Origin of the sequence: Citrobacter sp. Cb080 (assembly GCF_030334745.1) — a bacterium.
Lineage (GTDB): Bacteria > Pseudomonadota > Gammaproteobacteria > Enterobacterales > Enterobacteriaceae > Citrobacter > Citrobacter braakii.
In genome coordinates this window covers 1-19,368 of sequence record NZ_JAOWDG010000077.1, presented here as the reverse complement: position 1 = coordinate 19,368, position 19,368 = coordinate 1, and the positions used below count along the sequence as shown (strand labels likewise).

Below are 19,368 nucleotides of genomic sequence, written 5' to 3'. Positions count from 1 at the left end.
GAACAATCCTTAAAACCTGACATTTAAATCGAAAGCGAGGGAGATATTCCGCTCACGTTTACCGTCGTAGGGGCGTTTATCCCAAATCAGCATCACCCCGCCATCTACGACGTTGTTCCATTTGAGCCGTTGTCCGTATCCCACCTGAACGATGGCACCAGCGTCCTGGCCTTGCTGCCAATAGCCACCTACGCCAGCCAGACCTTGCTGCGTCCACACGGTGTCATAATGGCGGTAAAGAACCTGCTCCGCGCTCAGAGCCGGTACCACGGAAAAATCACTCTTCGGGTTGTAATACGGCACATTCTCTTTGGTGTTGGTGCTCCCGCCGATGCCCGGGGTAAAGTCCAGGGTGAAGCGCGGCGTCGTCCACATACGCTCTTTTCCGCTGAGTCCGTATTCGATGCGATCGTTACCATCTGAGAAATGTGATGCGGCAAACGACAGTTGATATTCACGTCGTTCGTTTTGATACCAGCGAACAAACATATCGCCGCCGTTGGCATACACGCCGCTACGCAGCGCGCGCAGTGGCGTATTACGCGACAAGCGCTCGGCCGAACCGCCTACGCGCCAGTTGTCATTGAAGTCATGCCAGCCGGAAAGACGACCGCCAATTTTCTGACCATCGCCATAATTTCGGCCAGAGACTTCCATTTCTGCCCAGTAGTCGCGGGAAGTCCATTCCGCCCCTGCCGCCAGATCGCGGCTGATGCCTTTACCTTCCTCAAATTCGCCGGTAGCAAAGTTGAATCCAGTAAACAATCGCCAGTTGTCGTTAATTGGCGGACTGTAAATGGCAGTATTGATGTTGAAGTCATTCTTACCGCTGACCGGGCTATCGGACGAGATCCCTTGTGTGCCGCTAATGCGCACTTCCGACATTTTGTGGACATCACGAATACGCGCGAGGCGCAGCGTCGCTTCATCATCCGGGCTACGGGCGATGACGTCATCCGTCAGTTCATCGGCCTGCCTCCATTCCTGGAGATCCAACGCAACATAAGCCTGCTGACGTTCCAGTTCCAGGTTGCTTGGCTCAATCACTTCCGCCAGCTTCAGCTCTTTCTCCGCCGCATGCGGCAAGCCACGTGCTTCAAGAACGGAGGCATAAGATATGCGCAGCCCCTGGTTACCTGAACCTGTTCGCGCCAGATGCTCTGCGAGCTTTTCAGCCTCAGGTAGTTCATTGGCAGCAATATAATATTGCGTCAGCATCGACTGTCCGAGCAGCCAGTTATCGTTAGGCTGCGGCGTTGGCGAACCATAGATGCGTCGCAGGTACGGACTCTCTTTGATTAGGTTTTCGGCCTGTTTTTTAGCGGCATCAAAGTTTTCATTATCGATATGCGCGTAGAACAGATCCTGTTGATCCTCAGGACCAAGCGGCGTAACGGGAATCGGTCCATTCGGGTAGTAGATGCTCATCAGCATCGCTTCGGTTTTTTCTGGCTGGCGTTCGCTTAACCATGCCGATGCTACCCAGCGTTTTGCGTAGTTTGGCACTTCGCCGCTCGCAGAAAGCGATTCGTATTCCTTAATCACTTCAGACGTTCGCTTACGAACCAGCAAAGCCCCCATGCGGTCAATTCTCGCCCGACGGACATCATTCTGCGCGGACGGCTCATCCTTCCAGGCAGCCAGCAACTGGTCATAGCGGGCCAGCGCTTTATCCGCCACGATAAACCGCTCTTCTTCATTACGTGCGGACGTATAGGAGGAACGTACCATTTCGGCGGCCGCATCAAGCTCAAGGCGACGCTTCACAGGATCTGCCGTAGGCACTACCTCCGCCATATTTAAGGCGGGCCCGGAAACACGGTTTGCTGACAGAGCAGACAGCAGCGTAGATTTTGCATTTTTGTTGCCAGGATCAACGTCATCTGCCTGGCTGGCAACCAACAGCGCGTCCCAGTTTTTTCCCTGAGAATGATATACGTAGGCAAGTAGCGCATCGGAGTCAGCACCCGGATGTGCCTGTGCCCATTTATTCGCTTCAGTAAGGGCTTGCTGATTGTAGCGAGCATCTGCCAACGTCATTATCCAGCCGGTGCGTACGTCAACGTTGTCAGGCTCTTCCTGTAAAACGCTTTCCCATACCGCCAATGAATCATTCCAGTTTTTCTGGTTACGGTACGCACGTGCAGCGGCGACTTTGCCGCGTGCAGGCACATCCATCTGCCCACGATAGCGCTGCCAGATTTCAATAGTGGCTTTATCGTTGTTATCAACCCAACTGGAAACTTGCAGCCAGTCGGCAACCTGATTTGGCGTTAGCGCGCTTTGCTTTCCCTGATCCTCTAGATAACGCAATAACGGTGCACTATTACCACCCCGCGCTTCAATAACCAAAGCGTCATAATCTGATGTCGCTGCAGAGATTTGCATAGGGAAAAGAACGCTTGCCGTAAATAAACAGCTTAAAGACTTAAAACGTTTAATGAAGTTGGCATGTCGACGCATACTTAACATATCTGCCCTTATAACTTACATCAGAGTAAAAATAAGCGTTTTCAATATATTACAGTCAGTTACTTACGATACCCGACCATGTAAGATGCAATGCCGCTTATTTTGCAATAGGGTTATGAAGCAATTAATTCTTTCGTCTTATTGACTACCCGCGCCTCGCCCTCTAATCGTGGGAAAGCAGGCGTAAACTCGAAAATTTTATCACTCAGCGTAGTTCGTGGCTATGCGATACGAAAACTCTTAGACAAAAAAGTATTTTAGACTAAATAATCCTAATACTCTTGGGATTGAATTCTGGATTTAGATTAAGTTTGCATGACGAAACCTTGTGACGATGATAACTATTGCTGGTTGGCATAGCTACACCGCGCAACTGTTTGCATGGTAACTATTGTGTGCGGATAGAGAAAGTTCTGATAATAATGCCCCTGATAACAACAAAGATAACAATGTAAATAATATAACCTAATTTTAAGTTTCGAACAGGGTCGATAAAATGAAATTAAAGGTACAGTCATAAGCAGAACTAAGTACAGTAAAAAAAACAGTAAAAACTCAATAAAATCAAATGACTTCTTGACCTATCCTAGAAATCTACCAAAATTGGTATTTTGGTATCCGCCATAATACGTGCGCGAAGAATTGTGCATTGCTCAACTCGCTAAAATATTTACCAACCTTGCGTATTATTGACAGTATCAACCCCACTCACTTTACCCTTACAATTTGAAAGCTTATTTACATTGAAAATAATTTATATACCCTAAATAATTCGAGTTACATGAAGGCGGCAAGTGAGTAAATCCCCAGGAGCATAGCGAACTATGTGACTGAGGCGAGCTAGCGTAGCCAACGCACATGCAGCTTAAAGAATGACGGGTATAGACGCATAATTTTTTGCACTTACCTTCTCTCCAGCCTTTGAGGTAATTTGGACAAAGATGCCAATGGGAGCTGGTCAATGAAAATCGTTAACGCTGAAAAAAAACACATCCCCGCCATACGCGATATCTACGCCCATCATGTTATTCACGGTACCGGCAGCTTTGAAACTGACCCGCCGGATACCCGCGAGATGCAGGGTCGTCTGGAAAAAATCCGCAGTCTGGGGCTGCCGTGGGTTGTCGCATTGCAAGAAGATAAGGTCATCGGGTATTGCTATCTCACCCGCTACCGCGAGCGTTATGCCTATCGCTATACCCTCGAAGATTCGATTTATATTGACCCGACGGCACAGCGTCAGGGGGTGGGAAAAGCGTTGCTACGCCATGTAATTGAGTGGGCTGAAACGCAGGGTTATCGGCAGTTGATCGCTATCGTCGGCGACAGCAATAATCAGGGATCGCTGAAAGTCCATCAGCAGGCCGGATTTACGAAAATAGGCACGCTGACGAACATTGGATTCAAGCATGGGCTCTGGCTTGATACGGTATTAATGCAACGCAGCCTGGGCACAGGAAACAGTACGCTACCAGCGGATTTCGATGCCGCCATTTAACATTGCTAAGGGATGATTTCAGGATACTGTCTTCTGGTAACCCTCAGACAAACAGAACCACAATCAGGTATAACGTAGTTATTAAATAATTCTCCATTTTTCAGCTCGTTAGAACGAAAAAAGCACCCGAACGTTAATGAACGGATGCTTTCTAAATCGAATAACTCAGTTTTACTTAGCGGGCGGCCCCGCCTGGTGCGCCAAAGGCATCGCGGGGCAAACATCTTTTCAGCCCGAAGATGATTCATCCCTGCGCGTGATATTTCGCCAAATCCCCCCCGACAGTCTCAGATTTTCAGGCCCGCTATTCAGGATTTGGGTTACACATTTCAGGTAATTGTCTTTCCAGCGCTCAATAAAAGAAGACTGGCTTTCGAACCTCTGCGGATCGACCATTTTCTCCAAAACAAAATGGATGCGCCCGTCTCGCCACACCGGAACACCAAATACGGTGGGTAAGTGCATTTTCCAGGCAAGTCGAGAGCAAAAGGTGGAGTAGGTAATCTGCTGGCCGAAAAAGTCGATAGTCGGCGCGCTCAAATTCATCGCGCCGTCGATCGCTACAACAAGCGACTGCCCACTATGTAAGGTCTGTATGCAGGCCCTGACCACGTCCGCTTCGCTTTTGTCACTAACCGAAATCAACCGCTCACCGTAGCCCCCTTTGAGCACGCCAGGCGTGGAAGCCACCCATTTACTGTTCATTTCCAGCAAGGAGAGGATCATCGGCCCGGCATACATTGCGCCCATATGAGCCGATACAACAATGCAACCACGCTTATCGAGCTGCAGCCGTTGGAAAAACTGCTCGACATGCGATATATCGGCCAACCGATACATCGGTTCGTCGGCCTGCTCTCCACGGCATTCAAGCCAGTCGAGGAGATAATTATCGGCAAGATACCCCCACTTCGCCCGGCGTTCCCATTCATCGCGCTCGATACCGGACTGTCTGCCGGCAACTTCCCATGCCCAGTCAAGGCGCTCAGGCGGTAGATTAACGGCAGATATTTGCCCATCAAGCGCCAGCAGCCCCTCTTCGAATGACTGAGGCAGATGGCTTGCTCTGGCCTGAATATAGTGCTCAAAGACGCTTTCCGCTTCGCTTGTTTTCCCCGCCTGTAACAACGCCGCCGCGGCATAACGGTTCCATTTACTGGTCGCCCCTTTTTCCCTTGCCAGTTGTACAAACTCATCGCTGGCAGCAGCGTATTGCCCAACCTGGCGCAGTGCTCGGGCATACATGGCTCTGACATAAGGAAGATCAGGATGAGTCGCGAGCGACTGCTGCAGTAACGGAATGGCTTTCTCATTCTGACCCGTTCTGATTAAGGCATCGGCATACAGGGTCACGATCCGTAAATTATCAGGGTTAAAATCCAGGGCATGACGCCAATGCTCAGCGGCCTGAAGCTTCGCTTCCCGGCTGCGACCGGATTGATAGTAGGCAAGCCCCAGGCTACGACGCAGCGCCGCACCATCCAACCCACGGGCTAATGCGGACTCCCCAGTCTGAATGGCTTCCTGATATTTACCGACAGCGCACAGCGTATCAACCGCCAGCCCCGCCGACTCCTGGCTTTCTAACACGAAGAAAGGGAGCAATGCGCGGGCCAGATCATGATCTTCTGGTAGGCGGCTTTTATTTAAGAAACGGAGGCAGGTCTCAATCATATCTCCCCGCGGGGGAACTTCCTGCGCCTGTGTTCTGGCCAACGAGATTGCCTGTAACTCTTTATCCACCAGCGTCAGGCTGCGCAGATGGAGGGCAAAAATTTTGCTATTGCCCGAAAAAGCGAGCCATGCCCGCTCGGCTAAGTCAGCAACAGTCGCATATTGTTTACTCTTAAGCAGCACGCTTGCGACCAGCAGGACATCCTCCGGCTGGCACACATTCACCGCCAGCAGTTTGTTAACCACCTGTAGTACAGCGTCCCGATGATGTGATGCCAGCGGCGAAATAATCCAGCGTCGCAATAAATCACGGCTATTCTTTGCCGTCAGCACACGGTCTGACAACAAAGTCAGCGCGGCATCTGTTTCATCTTTACGCACACACGCGATAGCGAAGAGAAGAATGTTTTGCTCATTTCCAGCACTATCTCGTACTTTTTCGGGATGCTGACCGAAATAGTGACATAGCCCCTCCCAATCCTCTTGTTTGAGCAGGGTGGTTGGCGATATTTTTTTACATGTAGAGTGCAAGCTCATCGTATTTCCTTACTCCGCCTTATTCACGCATCCGCCTGATGGTTATCAGGAGAGAAGTCACCAGGTACGCGATGCCCAGCAACACGAAGAACAGTAACCACTTTGTTCCATCGGCATAGCGAGTGGTGTCAGACACCACCATCGGTTGAGAAATGATCAGCAAATACCGTCTCTCACGTAGCGCTTGAAGCTTCCCTTGCTGTAAGGTCTGCAAGGCAGATTCCCAGCGTGTTTTGGCGATCTCACTCTGCAGGCGAAGATCTTCAAACAGGGACAGACTTTCTGAAGAACCTTGCGACCCTAACTTATTTGACAGGCGGTTACGTTGTTCGCCGATCTGCTTTTCCAGGACCTTGATTTTGGCCGACAGGCGAGGAATAAGGGGGTTCTGATCCAAACCATTAGCCATTAATTGCGCGTATTCCGCTTTCGCCTCCGCCAACTGCGTTTCAAAGCCAGCAATTAATTGATAAATCGCGGTCACGGTTTCCTGCGGTTCAATATCTTTTTGTATATGCTGTATTTTTAGCAATTCAAGCCGAGCGGCCCCCAGATTCTCCTGGGCCGATTTAACATCGTTTTCCAGCCATAAAATCCGTTCCTGCTGCATCCGCGCTGAAACGGTATTAACGTGCTGTTCAGCAAAAGCCAGAATGCGCTGGGCAAAAAACTCAGCCTGTTTCGCACTCCGCGCCTTGACGTTTAAACGCAGCATGCCCTGTTGAATATCGACAGCAACCGAGACTTTCGATAAATAGTAACGATAAGGATCATCATTAATACCCAGCGGCGCGTGGTAGCGGGAAAATAATGCGATATCGTCTTGCGCGAAATAAGATAAAAAACCGAGCTCTTTTTCCATCCGCTCCATCATTTCTTTCGAAAGTATAAACTCGCGAACCTGAAAGCCCTCCGACATCTCATTGCCTGCACCAAAGAAAGCTGTTCCAGAAAAATTATCCTGGCTGGCATCAGTTTGCACAATAAAGGTGGCATCCGCGCTATAAAAACGCGAAGTTAATAGCCACGACATAAGCATAATAACCAGCAGCGGCAAAGCAATATAAAGAAAGAGCCGACGTAGCGATTGTTTGGCTTGCTGAACACGTCGCTCTTTAATAACCAATGACGCTCTACGGACGGAATCAGCATCCGTCGCGGACCACCCGGCGTCTGGGCGATGATGACTTTTCGCATCGGCCGTTTTTTCCGTCTGGCGAAGGGCGCGTTCATCCTCTTTTTGTTGTAGTCGCGAGGCTCGGCTTTCTTCTGCTACCTTCGCCCTTTCCTCTTTCCATTTTTTAATACGTTCTGAATTTTCCACACTCTATCCGTATATTTTCTAATTATATATCAAAGGAATAATCATCAGTTTGAATCGTCGCCTGATTTGACTGATATTGTTCAAAAAGCGCAGATGCCTGTGCTAAATCCTCACACATCGTAATTTTTCCATGCAGCAGTACGCCAAACGCATGACAGTGTTCTTTAATAAGCCGAGGGTTGCGCGTTAGCACAATCAACCCTTTCTGTTGCAGCTCATAAGCTAGCGCCGCCTGCATACGCAACTGTGTAGCATTATCCCCGGTGTACAGCTTGTCATCGGCAATATAAAGGCGGCAGGGAAGCAGTAAATTAATGGCAAATGCCAGATGCACTTTCATCGTGACAGAATATTCACTCACCCTGTCGGTATAGCGCTGTTCAAGCTGGGTCAATTGATAGCAGAAATGTGAAAATTCATCGCCATCCAAGCCATAAAGACTGGCCATCATGCGCGCATTCTCTTCGCCGGTTAACCCCGGCAGAACAAAAGCATTTGCCCCCAGTGGGAGCGCATCACCCCGTAGCCCAATAAAATCCCCTTCATCAGGAGCATCTATACCGCACAGCAATCGGGTTAGCGTCGTTTTGCCTGAACCAGGGGCCGCCAGAATACCGATATGCTCATGGTAATCCATGACAAAATCTGTTTTATCAAGGACCACCCGCGGGCCCTTATCAGACTCAAAATAGCGTGTACAACCTAATAAACCGAACACGAACGCGTCTCTCCTGAAGCTAAAGTCAGTGATTTTCAGTGTCACAAATCAGGTGAAAAATGATGCCCGCGAGGAATAACGTTGCGGAAAATGCCAGAGGGTAAAGAGGCTCAAGGTACAAGGAGTTATACCCCTCAAACATTCCTTCTCTGACTATCTCATTAGCATGAAGTAGAGGGTTCCAGCTGAATATGCTTAATAATGAATAGGGCAATTCATTCGCCGTATAAAAGACAGCTGAAATCAAAAACATCGGTCTTAGCACTACAGGAACGGCTTTGTAGACCAGCGGAAACCGTTCAGACAGTGCGTCACAAAAGTAACCAAACGATAACCCCAGAAGCCATGCGATAACCATCCCTTCAAAAATCAGGATCGGTTTCTGGGCTTCCCAACGGGAGAAGATAAGAAAGTTAATTAATGAAACAATAATATAAATGATAACCGCATTAACAAATTCGACTGCGGCAAGAGCAAAAATCACATGTCTTTTCTTAACCTGCGAGACAACCGCCAACGATGTAAAGAATGAACGGGTGCGCATGGTTGCGGTAATGGTATAACGAAATAACAGATACGGTAATATACCTGCAATAACAAAGCTGATATCATCAGTGAATATTGGCACGGTGCGATTTAAATATTGAAAAGAAATAACGGTAATGGTTATCCATACCAATGGTACGGCCAGCACCATCATATAGTTTAGCAAATTACCGTTATAGCGTGTTTTGATATCGCGTGACATTAACAAAATGATTAACTCACAGACGGTAATGAGTTTCATAAAATAATAAGTATTATTTTTCAAAATATTCATATGGCGCGTTAGAAAGAATTAGAGCCGCGGATCAAAAAGCTATCGAATGCGGCTTTCACCTTAGCGAAATCAGTCAAGGAGGCGTTCGAGATATAGATAACATCGCCGTCTTCCACCCGCATGGCCTGTGCTAAAAACACCGAGTCAGGTTGGCTCATATCGACATGATAGATATTCAGCTTACGCATCTGCTGTTTCGCTTGCTCCGCTTCGTCATGCTTGTACAGAAAAACCGCCTGCGGATCGGCAAGATTGTCGTTTAATCCTTTCGCCAGCGCCAAAGCATCCACTACGCTGGAATGACGCTGAACCAGAGCATGTTTTCCCTGAACACCCGCCGCGCCGAGCACATTAACATACTCGGTCACTTGACGCAGAGTGATACGGTCATCCGGCTGTAAGACAATATCCAACCCGGGATACTGATAAATATCTGACAGTCGCGCGTTGAAATAATGCTGCTGGCGCGTCACGTGAACTTCCATCATATCTGCGCTGGTATTTTCTACTGCCGCCGCCGTTGCCAAAAAATGACTAAGACGATTCATACTCTGTTCGAGAGGGTAGCGACCCGTTTTCCCGCTGCCCTCGACCGTCACCATGGCTCCGGTGCGGGCGGTAAGCGTCACCAGCACCTGAGGATTCAGGACAACGCGCGAAAGTCGCTTTCTGATCTCTTCAGCCAGTTGTGTCACATCCAGCCCGGTAACCGGAATGATCCCGGCATAAGGCACCTGAACGATATTACCGTCAGTCACAAGAATATTTTCAAAATCCGCCAGGTCGCCGCTCACGTTATTGGATAAATACCCCGCCCCGCCCGAGGATAAAATAGTGATATGCAGCACATCGCCTTTAGCCAAAGATGTCCAGTGCCAGTTATTTTCGGCAAAGACCGGATCGACAATAGTTTTCGGCACAGTATCGGCATCACTCAGTTTTAATGTCGGCGTGACTTCGACCAGATGATAATGAGGATCGTCCTGATTAATCAGGCTGGATTTAAATACCGCCCTGGGAATAGTGCATCCCGAAAGCAGAAAAAACGTCGTTAATAATATAATAATTTTTTTCATAACTTATTTTATAAATGAAATAGCTGAAAAAATGCTGCCCATTAATTAACGAGGCTGAGAGGCAATGGTTTGTACAAACGTTCCCACCATATGTTCCACGGTGAAGCGTTCTTGTAAAAATGACTGCGTCTGTTGGCAAATACCGGTTCTGCTGCGCCATAAATTGACCAACTGTTCTGCATAGCGGCAAGCCTGGTCAAGATTGACCGTCTGTGCATCATCAAGAATGAAACCCGAAACACCCTCAATAAAGCATTCTGCCGATCCACCTGCAGGGGTTGAAATCACCGGCACCCCGACCATTTGTGCTTCAATGAGCACATTGGGTAGCCCTTCATAACGCGAAAACAAAATGAATACGTCCATTTTTTGCAGCCAATACCCCACGTCACGCGAGACGCCAACGAATAGTATTCTCTCCAGAATCCCCAACTGTTCGGCGCGTTTCTGCGCTTCAGCGCGCAAATCACCATCGCCTACCAGCACAAAGCGTGTGGCGGGATGGTGCTGTAAATAGCGTGCTGCAAAATCAATCCATGCAAAAGGGTTCTTATCGCCTACAAAGCGGAAAACGCCACCAATAGTCGTGTCCGCATCCTGTGTTTTTTGCGTAAACTGCTGCCAGATTTTATGTGGCACCTCAGAAGAGGGTTCGGTAGATGGCGGTAAGACGCCGTTATATACAACCTGGAAGTGCTTCGCCTCCAACTTTAGCCAGTCGGCATAATGGCGGGTCACACAATGGTTGTTACTCATAAAATCAACGCCAGGCACGACCGCCAGCGCCTGGTAGAGAGGCTCATATTCCGGCTTGAACAGACGCTTTCTCACCACCGGCGGTAAGCCACGTAATCCCAGCTGAATTCTGGGCACGCCAGCAATCAGCGCTGCAAGCGCAATCATCAGACAAGCGCCATCCTGCCAAACGGAGAGATAATCCAGCTTGCGCTCGCATAAGTGGGGGACCAGATGCTTGATACCGTAGTTACACACCGGCGGCAGATGAGAGAGCAATAAGCGCAACTCCGGAGATTCTATTGTCGTATCGTCAAAGAAGTTTCCGGTAATCTTCGCGATTTCAAGCACCTCGACCTGTTCTTCCAGCACTTCTTTCAGGAAAAAGTCTTGCCCGAGTTCCGGTGCCAGGGAGCGAATAATGAGCTCTACCGGCTCTTCTACTTTCAGGCCGCCAATTTTCCCCTGTTGCCGATATTTTCTGGCGATCTCAATAGCCAGCCTGGAAATCTGACGCTCTGCACCGCCGCTACCTAGCGAGCCTGTACAGAGCGCAAGGCGACCAAAAGATCCGACGGGAAGCTGCCGCGGCTGACGATTTCGATAGAACAAGATGGCATGCTTCATTGCAATAATACGGGTGTTGGTTCCCACAGGGATCGCTTCCCCTTCAAGGCGTTCAAGCAAATCGCAGATCTTATTTATTTTGCCTAAATAATTGTTATATTTTTTCTGCACGCCGGTGCTAACCTTTTTAAGAATTAGCTGCGCATCTTTGGCTAGCCCCGTATTATATAAACGACGCGCATACTCATAACGAGCTTCATCATTGTTTTGTGCAATCAGCGTTTCGTAGAGCGCGTATGCACGCGCCGTTTCATTGAAATCATGAAGAAATTCTGCTTTTTTTAGCATCGCTAATGAAGTTAAAGCCTCAGCCGGTAATTCGCTGTCAATTAACGCAACAGCTTGCGCAAGTTTCTTCTCTTGTTTCAATGTTAAAAGCGTTTTCCCTAGCGCAGCTAACTTTTCTTCCTGCGTAATCATTACGACTTCCCTGATGTATTTTTTTGTAATGCGGTAATGCAGGTCGAGATCTGCCTTGTCACCGGCTCCGTTGGCCCATTCACTTTCTCCAGTCGCTGCCAATACTGCAAAGCCTGGGTGTAGTCGCGTAAATGCATTGCGTTTAATGCGGCATATTTCAAGGCATAGGCATTTTCGCTATCAAAAACGAGTAATTTTTTCGCATAATCTAGATGTTCATAAGACGCGATAGTGCTACCGCCATCCTTCAGTAACTCATTAAATAATCTGATAATTTGCTTATATTCACGCATCAGGCGAGAAACATCAGGATCAATTCGTTTCAGGCTAATCAATACAGACAATGCTTCATCCAAACGCCCTTCAGTTTTCTTCTGGCGTACATATTTAAGGGCTCTGGTTGCAACATTGCGACACTCTTTCTCAAACAACTCGTTCATCGAGGCATTCTGGAATGATGGAGAAATGCTCATGACGTTAGCAATCAAATCAATGAGGAACGGAATGTCGTTAATATGACGTATACTGCGTAACATAATCGACTGCAGGCTGGTAATATTCGAATTACGAATCAAGGTCATATGGGCCAACGTGCACGCGTCTTTCCAGGCACCAAGATTCACCAGCGTTCTTGCACTATATACGGTGCTAACGGGATCGAACTCCAGAAGTGGCCATACTATTTTCGCCCCTGCCAGGATATTTTCATAATCCTCACGCTCATACATTTCTCTTAATTTCTCGCGCCATGCCATTTTAACTTCATTATTAAAACGAGAAATACGTGCATGGGGATAAACCATAAATGCAGAGTAGCTGTAGACCAGCGAAGTACTCAGTGAGACAAAATCATCAACCGAATGTAGCGACAGCGCGGTATTGTTCCATGCCTCAAAAACGTCGTGGAGTTTATCTTTATACGAGGTGCTAAGCGCCTGATGATAGCTCATATTCTTGATACAGAAAGCTGTGCGGATAACGAGACCGGTATCATGAATCGTCGACAATACCGTCAGCGCAAATTCTGACTCATGGCGGAGTAGCTGCTCGAGCGCATGCATGAAAATCAATTCATCACTGAATTTGATTGCCAAAGATAACGCTGTTTCCATAAACGCATCATTTAGGCGCTGCGATTGAATGCCGGCATGGAAAGCTTCGGAGAATGCGTTGCCATCATTGAAATATTGCGTGCTGCTCAGGAAATTAACCCATCCGCTTTGGGTTTCAGGATTCAATAACAGTACACGTTTCCAGTATTGATATGACTTATCAAACAGATGTAAAGCATCGGCTGAGCCGGCGGCAACGGTAAGGACTTCTTCATCTTCAATTTCATTGGAAAGCATCATCTCGGCCGTCGATAAGGCTTCCCGCCAACGCGCTAATCCATGCAGAGACCTCAGCCGACAACGTAATGTACTGTCCGTCGTACCGATAATTTTCTCAACATCACTAATATCCTGATAAGCCTGTTCATAATAACCTAAACGGCTGAAGATTACGGACCGAAGTTGGATTAGAACAGGCTCTTGCTGCTGATTTCTTAATGCGGCAAAAAGTTGCTGTGATGCAGTAATAATGTCGCCATCGGCAAGCAGCTTAGTGATCGATAGGGTAATCTCACGTATTTGGTCCTGTTTCTCTTGTCGCCCCTCATCAAGATGATGATTAGTATTATTGATCACTCCCTTAAAAATAGCCGCAACGATCGCGTCACCAAACATGTCGGTATAATGAGTAAGATCGTCGCCATTTTTTTTCAGGGCTCTTTTCTGTCCCCACTTTTCCATCAAATTTGTCGGATTAACGCAGGGAATATCCATCCTGGTGGCGATGGTCTCGACATTTTTAATCAATCGACTGCGGGACTGAATGACGGTTCCAGCACGAGTCACGGCATCAACATGGGTCATAAACATAACGCGATCGCGACCAAGAAGCTGAACGATTTCCATCATGTCCTGTTCGATAGCATGCTCATCCATCTGCTCAACATTGATATTGCTTAATAAGGCACGATCGTCTTCCGACATTCCGGCAAAACAGGGATCGTCTTTGAGATAGGCCAGCAGTTTGTGTTGATTTCCTTGCGTGGCCAGCGACCAGTACACACGCGCCCGCTCTGTTTGGCTAAAAAACTCATAGAAATGACGAGTTAAATAATTTATTTGTAAGCAGAACCCATAGGCCATAATCTTCTTCTGACTTGAAATCTCAACGATATAGAAATCAGAACGACTATGAACGTCGGTGTTTGAATAATTTACGGCAGATCTAAAAATAAAAGGCCGGACCTTTTCAGGAATATCTATCAAGCCTAAAATAAAACGAACCTGCTGTAATGCCTCGCTGCTCGTATGCGTAAAACCATATATCCTTTTAAAATTAGCCTTGAAATTAAAATAAGACTGAGCTCGTTTTACCGGACTCACAATACGGCAACTACCAATGGCTGTAAGCGTAAACATCCCTGACGATTTCATTAAATTCATCCACGTGAAAGGAAAGTGAGTAGTTTTACTCAGGAATACAAAGCAGTCTTTTTATCGATATACCATTTTAGAGTCTGCTTAAGTCCTTCTTTGATATCAAACTCAGGCTCATATGAAAGAAATGTTTTTATTCTGGTAATATCTGCCTGACTATGCTTAACGTCACCGTCACGAAAATCTTTATAAATTGGTTCAGCACTAATTTGTTCGTCCCGCCATAAATTCAACCCATCGCGGATGAGATAATAAAGCTCATTTAGCGAAGTTCTGTCTCCAACAGCCACATTATAGACTTTATTTTTTGAGTCTAAATCATTAGTCGTTGCTGATAATAAATTGGCCTGAATCACATTTTCTATATAGCAAAAATCGCGGCTTGTTGAACCATCGCCATTGATATAAATTGGTTCATCTTTAAGAAGCGATAGTATCCAGCGAGGAATGACTGCAGAGTATGCTCCGTTAGGGTTTTGGCGACGGCCAAATACATTAAAGTAGCGTAGGCCAATAGCGTTAAAATCATAGCTGCGAGCAAACACCTCGGCGTACAATTCATTGACGTATTTTGTAACCGCATACGGGCTTAATGGCCTGCCGATCCGTTCCTCAATTTTAGGTAAATCGGGATGGTCACCATAAGTACTACTGCTTGCGGCATAGGTGAAACCAGATACATGTGCATCTCTCGCCGCCGTCAACATATTTAAAAAACCATCAATGTTAGCGCTATTTGTCGTGATAGGATCCTGCAAGGAACGTGGTACGCTTCCCAGAGCGGCCTGATGTAAAACGTAATCGACATTCTCACAAACAGCCTGACAATCGGCAAACGACCGGATATCCCCATGAACAAAGGTAAACCGCGACCATTGTTCTTCACTGACAGCGGCACGCACATCCTCTAAATTATGTTGATAGCCAGTTGAAAAGTTATCCAACCCAATTACTGTTTGATTTAAATAGAGTAGTTCTTCTAATAATCCAGAGCCGATAAAACCTGCTACGCCAGTAATAAGCCAACGTTTTGGTTCAAGAACGAGTTGTATTTTTAATTCATCATAGGCTGTCATGATTATAACCTCACATCTGACTGCTCAGGCGAAAGGATATACTTCAAATCATAAAGCACATGTTTATCTTTTCCAAAGCCACGAATATCAGTACTCCCCATCTTCTTAAACTGCTCATGGCCAACGGCAACAATAATGGCATCATAAGAAGCCGCCTTGATTTCCGATACAGGTATAATCCCGTATTCCTCTTCGACTTCCTCAGCATCCACCCAAGGGTCAAAAATATCAACATTACAGCTGTAATTGCCCAACTCTTTTACAACATCGATAATGCGGGTATTCCTGATATCCGGGCAGTTTTCTTTAAAGGTGAACCCCAGAATCAGAACGTTAGAACCCTCAACATTAATCCCTTTTTTGATCATGGCTTTGATCAACTGTCCCGAAACATAGTTACCCATATTATCGTTCAGTCGACGACCCGCGAGGATAATTTCCGGATAGTAACCGATGCCCTGAGATTTATGAGTCAGATAATAGGGATCGACGCCAATGCAGTGACCACCAACCAGTCCAGGACGGAATGGCAGGAAGTTCCATTTACTTCCCGCTGCTCGCAGTACGGCTTCAGTGTCAATCTCTAATCGGTTAAAGATAATCGCCAATTCATTTACCAGCGCGATATTGAGATCGCGTTGGGTATTTTCAATCACCTTTGCCGCTTCCGCGATCTTAATGCTTTCCGTTTTGTACGTTCCTGCCGTGATGATCTGTCGATAGATCTCATCAACCAGACAGGCCGTTTCTGCAGTTGAACCTGAGGTAATTTTCTTGATAGTTGTCAGACGATATTTTTTATCGCCGGGATTGATGCGCTCTGGGCTATATCCGACAAAGAAGTCTTTGTTAAATGTCATCGCTGACATACGCTCAAGGATCGGCACGCATTCTTCTTCAGTACACCCTGGATATACCGTAGATTCATACACCACGATATCCCCCGGCCTCAGTACTTTGCCAACAGTTTCACTTGCCATAATCAAAGGGGTGAGATCTGGTTGCTTATAATCGTTGATCGGCGTCGGGACGGTAATGATGTAAAAATTGCATTCTCTGATTTCATCAATTGATGAGGTAAACGTCAGATGGCGAGCATCACGTAGCTCTTCTTCTGTGGTTTCGAGATTGACATCGATCCCTTCTTTTAGCTCGAGTATACGTTTATGATTAACATCAAAACCAACCACCTGACGAATTTTCCCAAATTCAGCAGCCAATGGTAAGCCAACATACCCGAGTCCAATAATGGCAATTTTTACATCATCTTTGCTGATCATTACTGATAAGTCCCTTATTTAATAATTATTAACTTTAAATAAATCCCAGATGTTTTCTGGAACGCTACCGCCCCTGACGTTCTTAGCCAGCGTATCTATTCTTATCGAAATCACGACAGTTTCTAGTCTAAGCAAGGCTAGAAATTTTATATTTCCTAATTTTAGTTAAATGGAAGTCGTATGCAGTATCCGTTCTAAAACAACAATTAAAGATCGGATCTTTAATTGTAATTCTTAATGAGAAAACGCATAGCATTTTATTCTGGCAATAGAAGATATCGAGGGTCTCGCACGCCAAATTTAAGGGCAATCTCTTTTCTCCAACGATACAATGTTGACGGCGAGTTCATAAATCTATCCTGAAGCTCCTCCATACCGCTTTCGGTTAAGAAGTACTTCATCTTCATGATATCTTTGTTGCTAATCTTAAAGTTACATTCCCTTCGCCCTGCCGTTATCTTGTCACCATTTCGTCGATATAGGCTTATTTTCTTAATCATCTCCGACACAGGTGTTGAGGTATCGAAAACAGCAATAACATTTTTGATATTATCCAGCCAAAAAAGAGCCAAAGGCATCAACCGTGAGCTGGAAATGATGATTATAATTTTATTGATATCTTTATTACGTGAGAAAAAAACCAAGGTACTACGTAAGCTGTATTGATTAAGATTCACGAATAAATAATTTCTTTCGTTTGTAATCAATGACATTTCATCAATAACACTAGCGACACCACCCCCAAAGTAAATATCATTAGGTGGCCAGAAATGTTGATACTTCATGAAGCCTCCATAACCTCAAAAAACTCTATTTCATCCATGGAAAGGTAAGTGTGTACTTTTAAGCACACCGACCCTCTAAAAAATACCTAACAATCGAGTAATTGATTTTATTAATATTGCTAAATACATGAGATGAACTTTTACACAACAAGGATGTGATATCAACCCCTCGCCATTCATAGCTAAAAGCTATCAATCACTCATTCTTAGATTTGAATTACTAATGGATACCGGCATTTCAATACGATTATTGGTTGTATTATTAGCACCACCTGTGAAACCGCACTTTCATCTTTTATTCAAAATGAGAAAATTCTCAAAACACAATGAAACATTTTCTTACAAATTACCAGCATACATACTGTGGTTAAAGGTAGCCTGACTGAATTGTCACCCATATATCTACCTTTAAATTCGTAGCTATACCGTGTGAGATTTTAATCAGTACAACTGAAGTCTATCTAACTATATTTGCTATATTTTTCAACAACAATGACAGAATATACACAAGGCTAACGAACCCCCGGCATAGCAAGCATTCAAAATGGTACAAAGTACTAAAGTAATTCGTATATTTTTGTGTATCTACATAATTTCGTGACCGGATAATGAGAACAAAACTAGTCACTTTAAGAAATTATTACTAATGATAAAACTCCTGAAGATATTTTTAACAAAATAGATGTCCACCATGTTTATCCAGGTAAAATCCTACCAAGTCTAAACCATTTAAAACCTGTTACTACCGATTAGAGAAAATTGACCTACGAAAAGGCCACATTACTTATTTATGAAGGATAACTAATCTTATATCGTGTTCAAAAAAGATAACTATGGAATTATAATCTAACAATTAACTACTTGACCTGTATTAGCGTTGATATATTTTCAGACAGACAATCAAACATACTCCTTAAAATTTCTTAAATAAATTCAATTGATTGATAGTTGATTTTTTGTACCACGGGGGAAATGCGATATTTAAGACACCAGTATCGCGAATTGTAAGGATTAACCAGCATATACAAAGCTCTACTATCCGAGAGCGTCAAAGATTTCTCTTTGGCCCCTGTGGATAGTTAGTTTCATATGAGGTATCTCCCGCCAGGGGGGCCTATCGTCTCCCACAATCGCTTTAGCCTGTGCCGCGCGCCAATCAAAACGCGACACATTGACAACTAACATTGGATCGCGTTTGTGATCGTGATTTATATGTCAGATGCTGGGAATCGTTTGTACAGGGTTGAGATTCCGACGTCATAAATTAGGGCCACCCTCTGACGAGTTTCGCCAGCCGCTAACAATCTTCCAGCCTGCGCCCACTGTTCAGGTGTTAACTTAGGTCTTCGACCTCCCACGCGCCCCTCAGCTCGCGCAGCAGCCAGACCTGCACGTGTACGTTCAACAATCAGTTCACGTTCCATCTCAGCCAATGCTCCCATAACATGAAAGAAGAAGCGCCCCATTGGCGATGAAGTATCTATGCTGTCAGTCAGACTTTTAAAGTTGATACCTCGCTCGCGTAGTTCTTCCACCAGTCCAACCAGATGACGCATGCTGCGTCCGAGGCGATCAAGCTTCCAGACCACGAGCGTGTCACCTTCAGATAGCGTTCTGAGTAACCGTTTAAGTCCAGGTCTGTCTGAGGTTCTGCCGCTTATCTTATCTTCAAAAATCAGCTCACATCCTGCACATTCCAGCGCATTACGCTGTAATGCCGTGTTCTGGTCATTTGTTGATACACGTACATAGCCAATAAGCATGGTTAAACTCACTTTAAATGGCGGGAATAATGCCATTTGAGCGACTAACGATCATTATCGGAAACGTTGGTTTG

The 19,368-nt window shown here is 45.9% G+C and carries 13 protein-coding genes; 1 reads left to right on the top strand and 12 read right to left on the bottom strand.

Annotated features, from left to right (window positions below):
* Positions 1-9: 9 nt before the first annotated feature.
* Entirely contained in the window at positions 10-2,472 is a 2,463-nt protein-coding gene (pgaA, locus tag OGV38_RS15840) for a poly-beta-1,6 N-acetyl-D-glucosamine export porin PgaA (protein ID WP_075847466.1), read from the bottom strand.
* 961 nt (positions 2,473-3,433) lie between these two features.
* Here pgaA and OGV38_RS15835 point away from each other — a divergent pair.
* Positions 3,434-3,970 carry a GNAT family N-acetyltransferase gene (locus OGV38_RS15835; protein WP_101700195.1) on the top strand — a complete coding sequence of 179 codons (537 nt, stop codon included), beginning with the start codon at positions 3,434-3,436 and terminating at the stop codon, positions 3,968-3,970.
* Between the two features lie 228 nt (positions 3,971-4,198).
* Here OGV38_RS15835 and vexE read toward each other — a convergent pair whose 3' ends face one another.
* From vexE to OGV38_RS15780, 11 genes are all read right to left on the bottom strand, one after another.
* Positions 4,199-6,181 (bottom strand): Vi polysaccharide transport protein VexE, encoded by a 1,983-nt coding sequence (gene vexE, locus OGV38_RS15830; RefSeq protein WP_269518035.1) that lies wholly within the window; start codon positions 6,179-6,181, stop codon positions 4,199-4,201.
* A 19-nt stretch (positions 6,182-6,200) separates the two neighbouring features.
* Positions 6,201-7,505, bottom strand: a complete 1,305-nt coding sequence (gene vexD, locus OGV38_RS15825; RefSeq protein WP_115190269.1) for a Vi polysaccharide ABC transporter inner membrane protein VexD — start codon at positions 7,503-7,505, stop codon at positions 6,201-6,203.
* Between the two features lie 22 nt (positions 7,506-7,527).
* Positions 7,528-8,223, bottom strand: a complete 696-nt coding sequence (gene vexC, locus OGV38_RS15820) for a Vi polysaccharide ABC transporter ATP-binding protein VexC (RefSeq protein ID WP_286473973.1) — start codon at positions 8,221-8,223, stop codon at positions 7,528-7,530.
* Between the two features lie 25 nt (positions 8,224-8,248).
* Positions 8,249-9,043 carry a Vi polysaccharide ABC transporter inner membrane protein VexB gene (gene vexB, locus OGV38_RS15815; protein WP_016154312.1) on the bottom strand — a complete coding sequence of 265 codons (795 nt, stop codon included), beginning with the start codon at positions 9,041-9,043 and terminating at the stop codon, positions 8,249-8,251.
* A gap of 8 nt (positions 9,044-9,051) precedes the next feature.
* Entirely contained in the window at positions 9,052-10,119 is a 1,068-nt protein-coding gene (vexA, locus tag OGV38_RS15810; protein WP_286473970.1) for a Vi polysaccharide ABC transporter protein VexA, read from the bottom strand.
* Between the two features lie 45 nt (positions 10,120-10,164).
* Positions 10,165-11,901, bottom strand: coding sequence for a Vi polysaccharide biosynthesis glycosyltransferase TviE (gene tviE / locus OGV38_RS15805; protein WP_286473967.1), 1,737 nt, complete (start codon positions 11,899-11,901; stop codon positions 10,165-10,167).
* A complete protein-coding gene (gene tviD / locus OGV38_RS15800; protein WP_286473964.1) occupies positions 11,901-14,396 on the bottom strand; it encodes a Vi polysaccharide biosynthesis protein TviD in 2,496 nt (831 codons plus the stop codon). Before tviD ends, tviE begins: the two co-directional genes overlap by 1 nt.
* A gap of 29 nt (positions 14,397-14,425) precedes the next feature.
* On the bottom strand, positions 14,426-15,466 hold the full coding sequence (tviC, locus tag OGV38_RS15795) for a Vi polysaccharide biosynthesis UDP-N-acetylglucosaminuronic acid C-4 epimerase TviC (protein WP_049041951.1): 1,041 nt from the start codon (positions 15,464-15,466) through the stop codon (positions 14,426-14,428).
* Positions 15,467-15,468: 2 nt separating this feature from the next.
* The gene (tviB, locus tag OGV38_RS15790; RefSeq protein ID WP_016157409.1) at positions 15,469-16,746 is read right to left on the bottom strand and encodes a Vi polysaccharide biosynthesis UDP-N-acetylglucosamine C-6 dehydrogenase TviB; all 1,278 of its coding nucleotides are present in this window, start codon (positions 16,744-16,746) and stop codon (positions 15,469-15,471) included.
* Between the two features lie 257 nt (positions 16,747-17,003).
* The gene (locus OGV38_RS15785) at positions 17,004-17,531 is read right to left on the bottom strand and encodes a hypothetical protein (protein WP_019077624.1); all 528 of its coding nucleotides are present in this window, start codon (positions 17,529-17,531) and stop codon (positions 17,004-17,006) included.
* A 1,208-nt stretch (positions 17,532-18,739) separates the two neighbouring features.
* Positions 18,740-19,294, bottom strand: a complete 555-nt coding sequence (locus OGV38_RS15780) for a recombinase family protein (RefSeq protein ID WP_057064486.1) — start codon at positions 19,292-19,294, stop codon at positions 18,740-18,742.
* Between the last annotated feature and the right edge of the window lie 74 nt (positions 19,295-19,368).